This is a genomic window from Achromobacter animicus, from assembly GCF_040775605.1.
Classification (GTDB): domain Bacteria; phylum Pseudomonadota; class Gammaproteobacteria; order Burkholderiales; family Burkholderiaceae_B; genus Achromobacter; species Achromobacter animicus.
The window spans coordinates 3827954-3845665 of the sequence record NZ_JAYGJK010000001.1; the positions used below are offsets into that span (position 1 = coordinate 3827954).

General features: G+C 66.3%; 7 protein-coding genes. All 7 read right to left on the minus strand.

The window, feature by feature from the left end; genetic code table 11:
* Window positions 1-147 precede the first annotated feature (147 nt).
* The 7 genes from putA to AB3147_RS17550 all read right to left on the minus strand — a co-directional run bounded on the left by putA (window position 148) and on the right by AB3147_RS17550 (window position 17656).
* Entirely contained in the window at window positions 148-3969 is a 3822-nt protein-coding gene (gene putA, locus AB3147_RS17520) for a trifunctional transcriptional regulator/proline dehydrogenase/L-glutamate gamma-semialdehyde dehydrogenase (RefSeq protein ID WP_218344732.1), read from the minus strand.
* A 172-nt stretch (window positions 3970-4141) separates the two neighbouring features.
* Window positions 4142-4825, minus strand: coding sequence for a PqiC family protein (locus AB3147_RS17525; RefSeq protein WP_218344731.1), 684 nt, complete (start codon window positions 4823-4825; stop codon window positions 4142-4144).
* A gap of 6 nt (window positions 4826-4831) precedes the next feature.
* A complete protein-coding gene (locus AB3147_RS17530; protein WP_191575612.1) occupies window positions 4832-6496 on the minus strand; it encodes a PqiB family protein in 1665 nt (554 codons plus the stop codon).
* Window positions 6497-6542: 46 nt separating this feature from the next.
* The gene (locus AB3147_RS17535; RefSeq protein ID WP_191575613.1) at window positions 6543-7859 is read right to left on the minus strand and encodes a paraquat-inducible protein A; all 1317 of its coding nucleotides are present in this window, start codon (window positions 7857-7859) and stop codon (window positions 6543-6545) included.
* Window positions 7859-10171, minus strand: coding sequence for an ATP-dependent Clp protease ATP-binding subunit ClpA (gene clpA, locus AB3147_RS17540; protein ID WP_175138389.1), 2313 nt, complete (start codon window positions 10169-10171; stop codon window positions 7859-7861). Before clpA ends, AB3147_RS17535 begins: the two co-directional genes overlap by 1 nt.
* Window positions 10172-10226: 55 nt before the next feature.
* Entirely contained in the window at window positions 10227-12479 is a 2253-nt protein-coding gene (gene pbpC / locus AB3147_RS17545) for a penicillin-binding protein 1C (protein ID WP_438860985.1), read from the minus strand.
* Window positions 12434-17656 (minus strand): alpha-2-macroglobulin family protein, encoded by a 5223-nt coding sequence (locus AB3147_RS17550; protein ID WP_438860986.1) that lies wholly within the window; start codon window positions 17654-17656, stop codon window positions 12434-12436. Before AB3147_RS17550 ends, pbpC begins: the two co-directional genes overlap by 46 nt.
* Window positions 17657-17712 lie beyond the last annotated feature (56 nt).

Consider the following 17712-nt stretch of genomic DNA (forward strand, 5'->3'; position numbering starts at 1 on the left):
CCGGGTCCCGCGCATGCATTTTCTGCAGAGCCTGAATGCCGGATTGCGGCAGCCAGACCAGAGGTGCGACCGGATTTTCGTTCCAGTGCAACCTAGCCCGATATTGGAGATAACCCTCAGTTTGCTGAGGGTTACCCCTGGTCACGCTTAACCGATGGTCATGAGGCTGGCGTTGCCGCCCGCGGCCGCCGTGTTGACGCTGACGGAACGCTCGGTCAGGAGGCGTTCAGGCACGTAGCTGGCGCCCGCCGCCAAGGCGTCGGAGGTCAGGCCGTGCACCGCCAGGATGGGACCCGGACGCCGCGCGATGCGCTGGTTCAGCGCCTTGAGCGCGTCGCCGTCGCCTTCGAACAGCACGGCCTGGTAGTCGGCCTCGTCCACGTCAGCATCCGACAGGATGCCGGCCTGGCCCTGCTGATCGGCATCCAGCGTCGCCAGCAGCGCCTGCGCGGCCGGCGTGTCCGCAAACCACGCGTGGTTGCCGGTCAGACGGGCCACGGACCATTGCGCCCGCGCGCCGGCCTCGGTGGCGGCCACGCAGTACACGGCGCCTCGCGGCTCGACCATATAGGTGTTGGTCTCGCCCGTCGGGCCGGGCAGCGCGATGCGCTGCGGCAGCGGCGCCGCGGCGTCCAGCGCCGGCGGCAGGCCTGCGGGGCGCGTACCCAGCAGGCGGTACATGTACAACGGACCGCCCGCCTTCGGACCCGTGCCCGACAGCGCTTCGCCGCCGAACGGCTGCACGCCCACCACGGCGCCCACGATGTTGCGGTTGACGTAGACGTTGCCGGCGTGGACCTGGCCCGTCACGTGCGCGATGGTCTCGTCGATACGCGTGTGCACGCCAAACGTCAGTCCGTAACCCGTGCCGTTGACGGCGTCGAGCAGCGCGTCGAGTTCGTCGCGTTTGTAGCGCACCACGTGCAGCACCGGCCCGAAGACTTCACGGGTCAGCTCGCTGACGTTGTCGATTTCGATGATGGTCGGCGGCACGAAGGTGCCGTGGCGGCATTCGCCGTTCAGTTCGACCTGGTCGACGCGATGACCGGCCGTGCGCATGGACTCGATGTGACGCTGGATGCCGTTGCGGGCCTCGGTGTCGATCACGGGACCCACGTCAACCGACAGGCGATCCGGATTGCCGACGGCCAGCTCGCGCATCGCGCCGCGCAGCATCGTCAGCACGTGATCCGCGTTGTCTTCCTGCACGCACAGCACGCGCAGCGCCGAGCAACGCTGGCCGGCCGAATCGAAGGCCGAACTGAGCACGTCGAACACAACCTGCTCGGACAAGGCCGACGAATCCACCACCATGGCGTTCTGGCCACCGGTTTCTGCGATCAGCGGGATGGTGTGGCCGTTATCGTCCAGGCGGTCGGCCAGGGTGCGCGCGATGATGCGGGCGACGTCGGTCGAACCCGTGAACATCACGCCGCGTACACCAGGATTGGCCACCAGTTGCGCACCGATGGTTTCGCCGCGGCCCGGCAGCAGCTGCACGGCGCCGGCGGGCACGCCGGCCGCGCGCAGGATGGCCACGGCTTGCGCCGCGATCAGCGGCGTCTGCTCGGCCGGCTTGGCCAGCACGGTGTTGCCCGCCGCCAGCGCGGCCGCCACTTGACCGGTGAAGATCGCCAGCGGGAAGTTCCACGGGCTGATGCACAGCACGGTGCCCAGCGGACGGTGCGTGTCGTTGCTGAATTCCTGCTCGGCCTGGTCGGCGTAGTAGCGCAGGAAGTCCACGGCCTCGCGCACTTCCGCGATGGCGTTCGGCAGCGATTTGCCGGCTTCGCGCACGATGAGGCCCAGCAGGGTCTGCATCTGCTCTTCCAGCAATTGCGCCGCGCGGCGCAAGCACTGCGCGCGCTCCGCAACCGGCGTGGACTGCCAGATCGGCGCGGCATTGGCGGCGGCGCGCAGGGCGACTTCGGCGTCGGCCGAATCGGCTTCGATGACATGGCCGACCACATCGCGCAGATTGGCCGGGTTGCGCACTTCGATTGCCTTGGCGGCATCCCAGTGTTCACCGCCTTCGCCCAACATGGGACCGGCGCGCCACGGCGTGCCGGCGCTGGCCAGGAGCGCCGCCGACAGCGAGCCCAGGCGATGTTCGTTGCTGAGGTCCAGACCCGCCGAGTTGGCACGGGCGCCGTCCTGCGGATTGCCGTAAAGCTCGCGCGGCAGCGGAATCTTCTCGTGCGGGGCGCCCAGCGGCGTGATGCGCGAGGCGGCTTCCACCGGGTCGGCAACCAGCGTTTCGACCGGGATGGTCTCATCGCCGATCAGGTTCACGAACGAGGTGTTGGCGCCGTTTTCCAGCAGGCGGCGCACCAGGTACGCCAGCAGCGTTTCGTGCGTGCCCACCGGCGCGTAGATGCGGCACGGACGGTTGAGCTTGCCCTGGGTCAGCGGGCCGACCACTTCTTCGTACAGCGGCTCGCCCATGCCGTGCAGGCACTGGAACTCGTATTGACCGGGGTAGTAGTTCTGGCCGGCAAGCTGGTAGATCGCTGCCAGCGTGTAGGCGTTGTGCGTGGCGAATTGCGGATACACGGCTTCGGGCGCGGCCAGCAGCTTGCGGGCGCAGGCAATGTACGCCACGTCCGTGTACAACTTGCGGGTGTAGACCGGATAGCCTTCCAGGCCGTCGACCTGGGCGCGCTTGATTTCGCTATCCCAGTACGCGCCCTTCACCAGTCGCACCATCACGCGATGGCGGCTGCGGCGGGCCAGGTCGATCACGTAATCGATGACGAACGGCGCGCGCTTCTGGTAAGCCTGGATGACGAAGCCGATGCCGCTCCAGCCTTCGAGTTCAGGCGTGAAGCACAGCGCTTCCAGCAGGTCCAGCGAGATCTCCAGGCGGTCGGCTTCTTCGGCGTCGATGTTCAGGCCGATGTCGTAGCTGCGCGCCAGGATGGTCAGCGCCTTCACGCGCGGCAGCAGTTCCGCCATGACGCGCTCGCGCTGGGCACGCGAATAACGCGGATGCAGGGCGGACAGCTTGATCGAGATCCCGGGGCCTTCGTAGATGCCGCGGCCCGCAGCGGCCTTGCCGATCGCGTGGATGGCCTGCTCATACGAGGCGTAGTAGCGCTCGGCGTCTTCCGCCGTGGTCGCCGCTTCGCCGAGCATGTCGTACGAATAGCGGAAACCGCGCGATTCCATCTTGCGGTTGTTGGCCAGGGCTTCGGAAATCGTCTGACCGGACACGAACTGTTCGCCCATCATGCGCATGGCCATGTTCACGCCCTTGCGCACCAGCGGCTCACCGCCCTTGCCGATCAGGCGCGTCAGCGCCTTGGACAGCGACTGCTCGCTGCTCACGGCCACCAGCTTGCCCGTGATCATCAGACCCCAGGTGGCCGCGTTGACGAACAGCGACTGCGAACCCCCCATATGCGACTTCCAGTCGCCGCGGGCGACCTTATCGCGGATCAGCGCGTCTCGCGTGGCGCGGTCGGGAATGCGCAGCAGCGCTTCGGCCAGGCACATCAGCGCCACGCCTTCCTGGCTGGACAGCGAGAATTCCTGGATCAGGCCTTCGACCCCGCCACCGGTGCGCTTGCCGCGCAGCTTCTTGACCAGGCCGGCCGCCATCGCGTGCACCTTTTCCAGGTTGGGCACGCGGGCCTGGCCCAGCAGCAGCGGCACGCACTCGGGTTCGGGGCGGCGATAGGCCGCCGTGATGGCGGCGCGCAGCACGGATTGCGGCTGCACGTCCTGGCCGAATTCGTAGAACGGCGGCGTGGGTGCGGCATGGGATTCGGCCGCATCCTCTTCGCCCGCGGCATCCGCGCTCAGGTGGGACATCTCGGCGGGCAGATGGCCGCGCTCGATCTTGTCCAGATAGGACAGGATCGCCTGCTTATGCAGCCAGTGCGGCGTGCAGTTGAGCTTGGTGGCGGCGGCTTTCAGGCGGTCGCGGAGTGCGTCGTCGACTTTGACGCCGAGGGTCGTGCTGGCCATAAGAGATTGCTTCCTGTCGCATGGCAAAGGTGTAACTGGGCCCGGACGGGACCCAGTATGGGTAGGACCGTATGCTAGACAGGTTGCAACCGCGTTTGTATTAAGGTTAACCCTAGGTTGAACCCAGTTAACCGCTTGAGATCGCGAGGTTTATCCGGGAAATCCGGAAGGATCATTCCTTCAGCGCGGAACATCCCATCATCTGGACCGAGCCGGAACCCGCCGGATTCTGGCCGCGAATGGCAGCCGCCATGACGCCCGCCAGGCTCACCACCGCGCGCTGCTGCGCCGCGATCAGGCTGCCGACGGCCTCGTCCGGCACGTTTTCGGTGACGACGCTGCGGCACAAGAGGCCCCTGCCCTTGGTGTCGACGGGCCGTACCCGCCAGGTGGCGTCCAGTTGCGCCATGCTGCCCGACACCATCTCGAAGCGTTGCACGTCGGTCTGGACGCGCCAGATCGGCGCCCCCGGACCCGGCTTGACCATCTGCACGTCGAGTGCGCCAAGGTCACGCTTGAGCGCATCGGACAAGGCATTGCGCAACTCGTCGCCCAGCGGCGAACTCCAGCGTTCGGAATACAAGGCAGAAATGCTGCCGTCGCCGGTGCGGACCATCAACTGCGGCTGGTCGGCTTGCGTGGACAGCGTGACGGGCTGCACCTCGATCAGGAACGAGGCGGAACCCGGTGCCGCGGCGGGCGCACCCGACCGCTCGGGCGTCTGCAGCGTGTAGTAGTGGACGGGCGGCGACGACCCGCACGCGGCCAGCGCGCCGGACAGCGCCAGCACGGTCAGCGCGGCGCGGGCGCGTTTGCTGCGGGACGGGGTTGCGGAGCAAGAGAGTCGGCTTTTCATGAGCGTCTAGTTCCTGACTGGGCCGGCGCCCGGGATGGGGTCTTCGCCTCTGCCGCGCAGCAGGGCTTCGGGATTCGATTGCAGGAAGTCGGCCAGCGCGCGCAGCGAACGCGCCGCGCGGCTCAGTTCCTGCATCGCCCGTTCGGTATTGACCGGCAGCGAGGCGTCAGAGGCCAGCAGCGAATTGATGTTCGCCATCGAGTCCTTGGCTGCCTTGAGCGCCTTCTGGGCTTCGGGCGCCACCTGCTTGTCCAGACGATTCATCAGCTTGGACGTGCTGGCCAGCGTGGCGCGCAGGTCCTCGCCGATCTTGTCGAACGGAATCTTCTCGATCTTGGTGACGATGTTGGTGACCTGCTGCTGGAGCTGATCCAGGTTGCCCGGCACCGTCGGGATGATCGCCGGTTCCGACATCTCGAATTCAACCGGCTTGGCGTTCGGCACGTTGTCCAGCACCACGTAGAGCTGGCCGGTCAGCAGGTTGGCCGTGCGCAGTTGCGCGCGCAGGCCATGCTTGATCATCACGCCCAGCAAGCGGCCGCCTGCCACGTCGCCTTCCTTGATCGCTCGTTCGCGGACTTCTTCGTAGACGCGGCCCAGCCGTTCCGGATACAGGGTGGCGTCCACCAGCGAATAGAAGCGCTTGGTGGCGGGATCGAAGTCCAGCGTGATCTGCGTGACGTCGCCCAGCGTGATGCCGTTGAAGTCGATCGGCGCCCCCACGGTCAGCCCGCGGATCGACTGGTCAAAGCGCATGCGGATCGGGAAGGCCTCGCCGTCAGGGTTGGCCTTGGCTGCGGCCTCGGTGGCGTACAGGTCGAACTCGGTGTCGGCCTTGGCCGCCGCATCGCCGTCGCGGGCGTTCTGCACGGTTGCGAACGCCACGCCGCCCACCGCCATCGAGACGAGCGACTGCGTGCGCACCTTCAGGCCATCGGCATTGACGCTGAAGTCCACGCCGCTGGCGTTCCAGAAGCGGGTGCCGTTGGTGACGAATTTGTCGTTGGGCGCATCGACGAACACCTCGACATTCACGGCGCTGCCGTTCTCGTCCAGGGCGTAACCGATCACGCGGCCCACGTTGATGCGGCGGTAATAGACGGGCGAGCCGATATCCAGAGAGCCCAGGTCCGAGGCCTTGAGCATGAAGCGCTTGCCCGCGCGGTCGTGGGTCACGGCGGGCGGGGTTTCCAGACCTTCAAAAGACAGCTTCGTGGCGCGGTTGCTGTTGTCCTTGCCCTCTTCCGCGTCCACGCCGATATAGGCGCCCGACAGCAGAGTGCCCAGGCCCGACACGCCGCTTACGTCCAGCCGCGGCCGCACCACCCAGAAGTTGGTGCCTTCGCGCGCCAGGTCGGAGACCTGCTTGGAGAGCTCGGCTTTCACGACCACCTTGCTGCGGTCGGCATTGAAGCCGATGGACTTGACCGTGCCGATGTTCACGTCCTTGTAGCGAAGCTGGGTCTTGCCCACTTCCAGGCCTTCGGCAGTGTTGAAAGAAATGGAAATGTCGGGTCCGGCCTGCATCCAGGTCCGCACGACCAGCGACAGGCCCATCAATGCGGCCACGACAGGGACCAGCCAGATCCAGGAGATCCGGCTCTTCTTCTTGCGCGAGATCGCGGGCGACGCGAATTTCTCTTCACCAGATCCGGGGGCTTGCTCGGACATCTACTTTTTCCTTTTCTGAGCGGAAAACAACGGCGGGAGGCCTTTCCTAGCCCACTTGCTTGCCGGAGACGGACGCCGGCGCATGCCGGCCCTCCACCGGCGCTGATTCGATTTCGGTCTGACCTTCAAGGTCCCAGCTACGACGCAGGTCGAAGCTCATGGCAGCCAGCATAGTCAGGATGACAACCACGCCGAATGCGGCGGCGCCGGCACCGGCGCTGATTTCCATCAAGCCCTGAAAGTCGGCCAGGGCCGCCAGCAATATAACGACAAATACATCCAGCATGGACCACTGGCCAATGAATTCAACCATCTGATACAACCGCGTACGCGCCCCCAGATTGGTTGTGCTACGCCATTGCTCAGTCAGCAGCAGCAAGATAAGTGCCAGCAGCTTGGTCAGCGGCACCGCCACACTGGCGATGAACACGATCAGCGCAATGTCCCACGAGCCCATCTGCCAGAGTTCCACCACGCCACCCAGAATGGTGTGCGCGCTGTCGCCCAGCAGCGAATTGACGTTCATGACCGGCAGCACATTAGCAGGGATGTAGAAGACGACGGCCGCAAGCAGCAGCGCCCAGGTGCGCGCCACATGGTCGGGCTTGCGGTAATGCACCACCGCGTCGCAGCGCACGCAGTGATGATGCGCCTCGGGGTCGGCGTCCTTCGGCAGCGCCTGCACCTGGCCGCAGACGTGGCACCCGGTCAACACGACGTCGGGCCCGGCTTCGGGCACATGCACGGGCACCACGCCGACGGATTCGGCATACCGCCACAGCACATGGGGCGACAGTTTGCCGAGCATCGTCAGCAGCACAGTCAGGATGCCAAACGCTGCCAGACCGATGCCGGGCGCCACCGCGGCCATCCCGGCCAGTTTCACGACCGCAACCAGCACGCCAAGCAGGAAAACCGGCACCATGCACCACGGCCGCAGCACACCCAAAAGACGCATGGCGGCGTGGAAATCCGCAGGCTCGCGGCCCCGCGACAGCGGACCCAGCACCCACAGCAGCACGATCAGTTGCAACAGAGGCAGCGCGAAGCCCGCCAGGCCGGTCATGATGGAGACGACCCAATGGCCCTGACGCCAGGTAATGGAGATGGAATCCAGCAGGGAAGCTTCTTGGACCATGCCCTGCACGGACATCGAAGCGACCGGGTAGGCGTTGGCCACCCCGAAGACGATCAGGGCAGTGATGGCGAGCGCCAGCCAATTGGACAAAGTAAGCCCGCTGTAGCGCCAGAGCACGGCGCCGCAGCGGGCACAATTGGCGGTCTCGCCAGGTTCAAGCTGATGTCGGCGATAGATGCTTGCGCAATGTTCGCATTCGATCAGCGGCTGGCGGTCCGCGGTCATCAGTCGACGAGTTCGACTTCCTGCTTATCCGGCGCGTCCGACGAAGGCGGCTTGCCGCTATCGTCAAAGTCCAGCGTAACCTTGCCCGACTCGTCCAGATCCACCGTGACCGAACCGCCGTCGACCAGCTTGCCGAACAGCAGCTCGTCGGCCAGCGCGCGCCGGATGGTGTCCTGAATAAGACGTTGCATGGGACGCGCGCCCATGAGCGGATCGAACCCCTCCTTGGCAAGGTGTTCACGCAGGCGCGTGGTGAATACGGCCTCCACGCGGCGCTCGTGCAACTGGTCTTCAAGCTGCATGAGGAACTTGTCCACCACGCGCATGATGACCTCGTGGTCCAGCGCGGCAAAGGGAATGATCGCGTCCAGGCGGTTGCGGAATTCGGGCGTGAACATGCGGCGGATTTCCGCCATTTCGTCGCCGACCATCCGCGAGTTCGCAAAACCGATCGACGGACGGTTCAAGGTCTCGGCGCCCGCGTTGGTCGTCATGATGAGGATGACGTTGCGGAAGTCTGCCTTGCGGCCGTTGTTGTCGGTCAGCGTGCCGTGGTCCATGACCTGCAGCAGGATGTTGAACACATCCGGGTGCGCCTTTTCGATTTCGTCGAGCAGCAGCACGCAATGCGGCTGCTTGGTGATTGCCTCGGTAAGCAGGCCGCCCTGGTCGAAACCCACGTATCCGGGCGGCGCGCCGATCAGGCGCGATACCGCGTGGCGCTCCATGTATTCGGACATGTCGAAGCGCAGCAGTTCGACACCCAGCGTGAACGCCAGCTGGCGTGCAACTTCGGTCTTGCCGACGCCCGTGGGGCCGGACAACAGGAAGGCGCCGATCGGCTTTTCCGGCTTGCCCAGGCCCGAGCGCGCCATCTTGATGGCGGCCGACAGCGCGTCGATGGCGCCGTCCTGGCCGAACACCACCGTCTTCAAGTCGCGGTCCAGCGTGGCGAGCTTGCTGCGGTCGTCGTTGGAGACGGACTGCGGCGGAATGCGCGCGATCTTGGAAACGATGTTTTCGATATCGACCTTGCCGATCACCTTCTTCTGGCGCGAACGCGGCAACAGGCGTTGCGCGGCGCCGGCCTCGTCGATCACGTCGATGGCCTTATCGGGCAGGTGGCGATCATTGATGAAGCGCGCCGACAGCTCGGCGGCAGCCGACAGCGCCGCGGCCGAATAGCGCACGCTGTGGTGCTCTTCGAAGCGGCTTTTCAGGCCCCGCAGGATCTGCACGGTCTGTTCGATGCTGGGCTCGGGCACGTCGATCTTCTGGAACCGGCGCGACAGCGCGTGATCCTTTTCGAAGACGCCGCGGTATTCGGTGTAGGTGGTGGCGCCGATGCACTTGAGCTGCCCCGACGACAACGCCGGCTTGAGCAGGTTGGAGGCATCCAGCGTACCGCCCGACGCCGAACCGGCGCCGATCAGCGTGTGGATTTCGTCGATGAACAGGATCGCGTCGGGGTTGCCGCGGATCTGCTTGAGCACGCCTTTCAGACGCTGTTCGAAATCGCCGCGGTACTTGGTGCCGGCCAGCAGCGCGCCCATGTCCAGCGAATAGACCTGAGCGGCCTGCAGGACTTCGGGCACTTCGCCGCGCGTAATGCGCCAGGCCAGGCCTTCCGCGATGGCGGTCTTGCCAACGCCGGCCTCGCCCACCAGCAGCGGGTTGTTCTTGCGGCGGCGGCACAGCACCTGGATGACGCGCTCGACTTCGTGCTCGCGGCCGATCAGGGGATCGATGCGGCCGGCCAGCGCGGCGGCGTTCAGGTCGGTGGCGTACTGATCCAGCGGCGACTGACGCGAGTCGCCCTGCTCTTCACCATTGGGCTGTTGCTCTTTCTGCACGGCGGCGGACTCCACCTGCGGCTGTTTGGTAATGCCATGGGACAGGAAATTGACCACGTCCAGGCGTGTGACGCCCTGCTGTTGCAGGTAGTACACGGCGTGCGAGTCCTTTTCGCCAAAAATGGCCACCAGCACGTTCGCGCCCGTCACAGGCTTCTTGCCCGTGCCACCGGCGGAAACGTGCATGATCGCGCGCTGAATGACGCGCTGGAAACCCAACGTGGGTTGCGTGTCGACTTCGGCGCCGCTGGGGATCACCGGGGTGTTTTCCGATACGAACTGGCGCAGGTTGCGACGCAGGTCGTCCAGGTTGGCCGCGCAGGCGCGCAGGACCTCGACCGCCGAAGCGTTGTCGAGCAACGCCAACAGCAGGTGCTCGACGGTAATAAATTCGTGCCGGGCCGAACGGGCCTCGACGAAAGCCATATGCAGGCTGACTTCAAGCTCTTGAGAAATCACGCTTCCTCCGTAACGCATCGAAGCGGGCTAATACACGATTCATATTCTATGCCGATCATGGCGTAACGCCAGCGATTTCAAAAACCACGCTGTCGTGCCGGCCATGTGTATCCATGACGGTTAGCGTATACCGGCCGTCGTGCGCCAGCACCAAATTAAACGGATGACCCGCGGCGCCATGACTTGCGACACGACCATCGAGCATCCACCAGACTTCGCCTTCAGCGCCCTGGACGTCGACGTCCAGCGCAACTTGCCGCATGCCGGGCACGGGCCGCAGCACCGAGCCGTTGGCCACACCCCCGAGCCGAAGCGGTCCCTGGGTGGCATCGGCATAGCCGGCAAACGAGGGCGGCGCCGTTTCATTGAGCATCCAGGCCGCCCGCTGTTCGGGACACGCGCCCGAGGGCTCGCTGCCCAGCCTGTAACCCAAGGGCCAGCATGTCACCACCGCCTGCACCGTTTCGGGCCTGACGCGGACCTGCTGGGCGCCTTCCGGCAATGCCGCCACGATATCCTGCAGTAGCGGCGCCGCCACAATCGCCCCAAAAAATCCTGGATTCGGCGTACCGTCGGGCCTGCCGACCCATACGCCGATCGTCCATCTGTCGGTCACGCCGACCGCCCAGGCATCCCGGAATCCGAAACTGGTCCCGGTTTTCCAGGCCAGTTGCCGGCCGGGGTTGCCCGACTGGTAAAACGGCCGGTCCGGGTGTCCACCGCCTTCGAGGATGTCCCGGACGATCCAGGCCGCGCCAGGACTCATCATACGGGACTCGACAACCGGCTGCTCCGCCGTCAAGCGGGGCCGCCCCGAGATGCCGTCCCGGGCCAGCGCACGATACGCGCCGACCAGTTCTTCCAATGTGGTGCCACCCCCGCCCAAAATCAAGCTCAGATTTGGCTCGGCGCCCGCGGGCATTCGTAACTTCACGCCGCCCGTCAGCATAACCGAGGCAAAACTGGCCGGTCCGACCCGGTCCAGCAGGTCCACCGCAGGCACGTTGAGCGACCGCTGCAACGCCTGCGCCACGCTGATCGGCCCGGCGAAGGCCGCCTGGAAATTCCCGGGTGCGTAGCCGCCGAACGACATGGGCGCGTCGATCAGCAGGCTTTCCGAATGGATCAGTCCCTCGTCCAGGGCCTGGGCATACAGAAACGGCTTGAGCGTCGACCCCGGCGATCGCACGCCGCGCACCATGTCCACATGCGAGTACCGGGAATCGTCGGAAAAATCTGCCGACCCGGCGTAAGCCTTGACCTCCAGGGAATCGTTATCCATCACAAGCACGGCCATCGACACCTTGGGCGGAAGGTTATCGACCCGGTCCAGCAACATTTGTTCCACCGACGCCTGCATGTCCGCATCCAGCGTTGAGGTGACCAGCGGTGGCCGACCGCCCGCGCGGCGCGCGCCGCCCGCTTCCAGCAGCAGGCGCTGCGCCGCCAGGGGCGCCAGCCAGCGCGCCCGCAACGGCGGCGCGATGACGGTTTCTATCTTGGCGTCAGCCACCTCGGCCGGAGTCCAGCGGCCGAGTTCGGCCATGCGATCCAGCACCTTGTCGCGGGCGGCCTGCGCGGACTCGGGGTGACGGTCGGGACGCAGCCGTGACGGGGCCTGCGGCAAGGCGGTCAGCATCGCCGCTTCTGCCGGGCCCAGGTCGCGGGCCGGCTTGCCCAGCCACAGCCGCGAGCCCATCTCGACGCCCTCGACGATGCCGCCCATCGGCGCGTGGGTCAGATAAAGGGAAAGGATCTCGTCCTTGCTGTAGTGCATTTCCAGCTGCACGGCGCGCCACGCCTGCCGCAGCTTGGCCGACATCGTGCGCGACGGCTTGCCCGCCAGTTGCGGATCGATCAGCCGCGCCACCTGCATGGTCAGCGTGGAGCCGCCGGACACGATGCGGCGGTTGGTGGCCCACTGCCAGCCCGCACGCGCGAGCGCCACGGGGTTCACCCCGGGGTGCCAGTAGAACCAGCGGTCCTCGTAGGTGAGCAGCGTCTCCAGGTAGCGGGGCGAAACCTGATCGGGCTGGACCGGATAGCGCCAGATGCCGTCTCGGCTGGGATAGTTGCGCAGCGGCGTGCCATCGGCGGCGACGACAACCGCCGCCCCGCCCGAATCGATGGGAGGCAGCGGATACAGACGGTCGAGCGCGAATAACAACGCGGCCAGCGCAGACAACGCGCTGGCCGCGAAGATGCCGCGCCGCCGCCAGCGGCGGGCGCGCGATGCGCCCGACTGGCAAGCAGCGGCGGCGTTCAAGGACGCTTGGCGCCGCGATCGCGGATTTCGACCGTGCTCCATTGCTCACCCACGCCGCGGATTTCGGGGCGGTACATGTCCTCGGCCACCGTCGACGGCACCGCGTAGCGGCCCGGCGTCACGACGCGCACCAGATAGAACACGTCCACCTTGCCACGGCCCAGCGACACCGCGGCGACGTAGCGGTCGTCGCGGAACTCGCGATGCTTGATGTTGGAATCCGACATGGCGTCGGCCACGCGGCGCCCGCCGATCTTCCAGTCCTGCATTTCCGGGCTCTGCGACAGGTTGAGGTTTTCGACTTCGAAGCCTGCCGGCACGCGGTCAACCAGCAGACCATCGGGGATGTTCTGGTTGGCGCTGGCCTGGACCCACACCACCAGCATGTCGCCGGTCTGCAGGGTGCCGCCGTCCCACGGGCGGCCGTCCGGACGGTACCAGCCACGCTTGAGCTGGATGATGTCGTTGCGCGGCGCGGGCGTCGCGGTCGGGCTGCCCTGGATGTCGTATTCGACAAACAGCGATTGGCTGCCCGTGTTCTGCAACTGCGTGCCCGCCAGATCCGCGGCCGACAGCGACACGGTCTGGTCGCTCTTGCCGCCCGTCAGCGGCTTGCGCTCGCCATTGACGGTCAGCACCGCTTCCCACGGCGTGTTCTTGTTGCCGCCCGCGGCGCGCGCGGCCAGCAGCAAAGCCATCTGCTCCTGCGTGGACAGATACGAACGGTTGCCCAGGCGGCTGGAGAGCTGATTCAGCAGGTTCTCGCTGCGTTCGTGGCGCAGCTCGTATTGCGAGACCAGCGCGTAGGACAACGCGTAGTCGCGCACGCTGCTGCCGTAGTCGCCCATCCATTCGTCGTAGTAGGCGCTGCTGCGGTTGTTGATGTTGATGCCATAGGTGCGCGTCATGGCCAGGTCAAGCGCCTGCTTCATGCGCCCTTCGTCGCCCATCAGTTTGAACGCGGCGGCCAGTTGCACCAGCGGCAGCGGCGAGCGCGCGCGCTCCTGATAGTTGTCGAACAGCTGACGCACGGTCGACAACGGCGCCTTCTTGTCGCGCGCCAGCACCAGCGCGGCGGTGGCCAAGCCGGCAAAGCGGCGATGGTCTTCGCGCAGCACGTTGGCGTCGCTGCTGTCGATGCGGTTGGCCTCGACGTTGCGGCGCAGGTTGGCCGACCACGTGCCGAATGCGCCGGCGCTCTGCTGCACCTGCTCCAGCAGCCACGTCCGCGAACGATCCAGCGACGCCTCGGGCACATCGAAGCCACGATCGCGTGCGTCCTGCATGAAGCCCACGGCGTAGGCCGTCAGCCACACGTCGCGCGAGGACGCGCCGCTCCAGAGGTTGTACGAACCGACCGAGTTGCGCATGCCCGACAGGCGACTGATGGCGCCGGCGACCTTGGCGGCGCGTTCGGCCTCGGTGCGCGGCTTCAGGCCGAACTGCTTGGCGGCGTCTTCATCCAGCATCACCCACGGCATGGCCGCGCTGATGGTCTGCTCGGTGCATCCATACGGATAGTTGAGCAGGTCCTCGACCAGACGGTTGACGTTGAACGGCGGACGATTGGACACGGTCAGGCTGACGGTCGTCGAGTCCGGGTAATAGGAAGCGACCCACGACGCCTGCGCCGGTTGCGACTCGCCCGGATTCAGGCGCAGACGCCGCACCTGGCGCTCCGGCGCATGCGCGGGCTGCACCTGCAGCACGGACTCGCGCACGATGCGGATCGGCTTGGCGCCGCCCTGCCCGTCCACGGTCAGACGCATCAGGCCCAGGCCGTACGAACCGGTGGTGGTCGCCGTGAACCGCAGCGTCGTGCGCTGCTTGTCTTTCAACGTGACCGTGCGCACGCCGTCGACGATGGCCAGCGGATCCAGGGCCTCGAGCTTGACCGAGATCTTCTGTTCGGCGCCGCTCATGTTGGTAACGTCCAGCGCAATGGCGGCCTGGTCGCCCGGCGTGATGAAACGCGGGGTGTTCAGTTCCGCCACGATGGGCGCTGCCACGACCATTTCGGCGTCGGTGCTGCCGTAGTTGTCTGGCGTGAACGCGACGGCCATCAGGCGCAGCGTGCCATTGAAGTCCGGCAGGTCCAGCGGGATGTCCGCTTCGCCCTGCGCGTTGAGCGCAACCGGTCCTGAGAACAGATCCACCAGCTTGACCTTCTTGGGCAGGCTCTTGCTGTCGCCGCGCATCGCGGCGTCGCCGCCCCACTTCAGCTTGCCCTTCGTGCCGTCCATCTTCTCGATGAGCTTGCCGTACATGTCCAGCAACTCGGGCGCGTAGCGGTGCTTGCCGAAGAAGTAATCCAGCGGATCGGGCGTGGCGTACTGGTTGATGTTGAGAATGCCCACGTCGACCGCGGACAGCGTCACCATCGCCTGCTTGCCCTGCGCGCCATCGACCTTGACGCGCACGGTCGTCTTGGTCTCCGGCACGGCCTTGGGCGCGGCGGTGAGCTTGACGTCCAGCTTGCGGTCGGCGCTGGCGATCGGCAGGAACGCCAGGCCCAGCGCGCGGGCCGGCGTGACGCGGTCGCCTTCGCTGCCGGGGCGGAACACCGCCGCGGCCACGTACAGGTCGTGACGCTTCCATTCCTTGTCGACCGGAATCTCGACCTCGGTGCCCGTTGCCTTCACGGCCACCCACTTGGACCACAGCATGCGGTCGCCTTCGACGGTGATGAGCGCCTGGCCATCATGCGGCGGCGTCAGCGTCAGCTTGACGGTGTCGCCCGGCTTGGCGGGCACGCCTTCCAGCTTCATCTGCACGCGGTCGGGACGGTTGCCCATGGCATCGGCGTCCTGCGCGTTCCAGCCGGCATAGAAGCGATAGCGCATCGTTTCGCCGGTTTCCGGATCCGTGATTTCCAGACGGTAGCGGCCCCACTTGACCGGCACGGTCAGCTGGGTGCGATCGTTCAGCGCGATTTCGCGCGAGTCGACCAGTTCTTCGGTTTCGGTATAGCCGCTGTTCCAGCCGCGCTGGTCGTCGAATCGCCAGTAGTACTGACGCTCTTCGCGGAACAGACGCATCTGCGCCTGCGCGAGCGGTTCGATCTTGCCTTGCGCGTTGGCGCGGATGACTTCGAAACCGGCCGGCGCGTTCTCGCGGGCCACGTCGCTGTCGAACTGCGGACGGACGGCGATCAGCTTGTCGGCGGGCCAGACGGTGCGTTCGATGGAGCGGACCACCGGGCGGCCGCCGGATTCCAGCAGGCTGGCGGACACTCGGACCTTCATGGGCGAATGCGTGCCGGCGGCGTTCGGGTTCACGTCGAGCTGCGCGCGGCCCTTGTCGTCCAGCGCGGATTCCGGCAGTTCACCGAAGCTGCGGCGCGTATCGTCGGCCACGTCGCCAAAGATGAAGCCGGGCCATTGCTGGGCCAGCGCAAAACGATCACGTTTGACCTGGAAGGTGGCCAGCAGACGGTTGCCGGCAGCCGGCGCGCCATACAGGTAGTCGCCCTGCACATCGACGGTCAGCTCCTCGTCGGGGGACAACACGTCCTGGCCCGAGGTCAGCGCCATCTTCATGCGTTCGGGCAGGAACTCTTCGACCTGGAACTTCCACGAGGCATCCGGCGCGCGCGAGGACGGATCGACGCGCAGTTCCAGCAGCCACGTGCCGGTCTGGGCATCCAGCGGCAGATCGATCGCGCGTTCGACGTAACCGGGCAGATCCTTCTGCGGTTGCCACAGCGCGGTCTGCATCGTGCGGCCATCCGGACGCTTGATGGTGGCAGTCAGCGGCGACGGCGTCAGCACGCGGCCGTCGAGGTCGCGCGGCAGCACCGATACGTGGAAGGTTTCGCCGGGGCGATACAGGTTGCGGCCGGCGTAGACGAACAGATTGTTGGCGCGCGACGCATGGCCGCCCGTATCGAATTCGGACAGATCCAGGGCCGGTTCGCCCAGCGCCAGCACGGTCATTTCCTTGTCGCGCGAGGCGCGGATGACGCGGGCATTGGCAAAGCTGCCGTCAAAGCGGACATGGCCCTGCGCATCGGCGGCCGCCTTGGCCAGCGGCTTGCCGGCGCCGTCCACCAGTTCAAACACCGCGCCGGAAATGGCCTGGCCGGACTTCAGCGACACCGAATACGCTTCGATGCGGTCGCTGTAGCGGCGGGCGTGCAGCCCGATGTCGCTGACGTAGAAATAGGTGACCTGGTACTCATAGCGGAAACGGCCAGGTTGGCTCATGACCGCAACGTAGATGCCCGGCTCCTGCAGTTCTTTGATGCCCTCGACGGGCAGGAACGTGACGTGACGGCGGTTCGGCTTGTCGTCGGTGACGAAGCGGCCCTGATAGACGCTGGTCGTCAGCGAATTCAGCCGGTCCAGGTCCCAGTTGCTGACCGAGCCCTTCAGGCTGCGGTTACCGGCGTAGCGCCAGTCGTTCTCGTCATAGTTGCCGTCGTCCTCGTCTTCCGAGGCGGCCGGCGTGCGGCCCACGCCCAGCACGGTGTCGAAGAGTTCGGGCACGCGGTCGGGGGACACGCGCAGGAACTGCACGTCAACCTCGGGCACATTGACCGTGGCCACCGGCAGACCGCCGTTCTGGCCGGCGGGCAGCACGACGCCGCGGCTGGCGAAGTAAAACGACGGCGGCATGGCCTGCGTGCTGACTTCGCAATGCGAAGCCTCGGTCAGCGCGACCTTTTCGCCCGCGCCTGGCAGGCCCGAGCGAACCGTGATCGCGTAGGAGCGCTGCGGCTGCACATACGGGAAGTACACCACGCGCGGGTTGTCGCCGACGACCCAGTTGCCCTTGAGGATCTTGCCCTTGGGCGCGGAATCGCCAGGACGCACCGAGGCCGGCTGCTGGCCCGGCGCGGCGGCCGATTCGCTGTCCTCGTCGGCCTTGCCGGCCGTCGAACCCGTATCGGTCACCTGAAGGAAAGCGTCCAGATTGCTCTTGGCATCCACCGGCTGCGTGAAGGTCACGGCCAGCGACAAGGCATCGTTGTATTGGCGGGGTTGGCAATTCAAGGCCGCGAAGGGATCCGCAGCACCCACGGTTGCGGTGGCAGGCAGTGCTGGCGCCGCGTTGTTCGCCGCCTGCGGAGCCGCGGCTGTCGCTGTCTGCGCCGCCGGAACCGCTGCCGGACTTGCCGGCTGCTGCCCCTTGCCCATCCACCAGCCCGCGCCAATTGCGCCGGCCACCACCGCGATCCCGGCTACAGCCAGCCAGGTCTTGTTGAACTTTCCACTCACGGCGAAACCTCCCCGCCCACTAGAACGCAACGCTCCTTAGCGGCGGAGCTGCCGAC

Bases quoted from the DNA above. Each gene is read 5' to 3' on its own strand.
- AB3147_RS17530 (WP_191575612.1), bottom strand. From the start codon at position 6,496: ATGTCCGAGCAAGCCCCCGGATCTGGTGAAGAGAAATTCGCGTCGCCC.
- AB3147_RS17525 (WP_218344731.1), bottom strand. From the start codon at position 4,825: ATGAAAAGCCGACTCTCTTGCTCCGCAACCCCGTCCCGCAGCAAACGC.
- pbpC (WP_438860985.1), bottom strand. From the start codon at position 12,479: ATGGAGCACGGTCGAAATCCGCGATCGCGGCGCCAAGCGTCCTTGAAC.
- putA (WP_218344732.1), bottom strand. From the start codon at position 3,969: ATGGCCAGCACGACCCTCGGCGTCAAAGTCGACGACGCACTCCGCGAC.
- AB3147_RS17535 (WP_191575613.1), bottom strand. From the start codon at position 7,859: ATGACCGCGGACCGCCAGCCGCTGATCGAATGCGAACATTGCGCAAGC.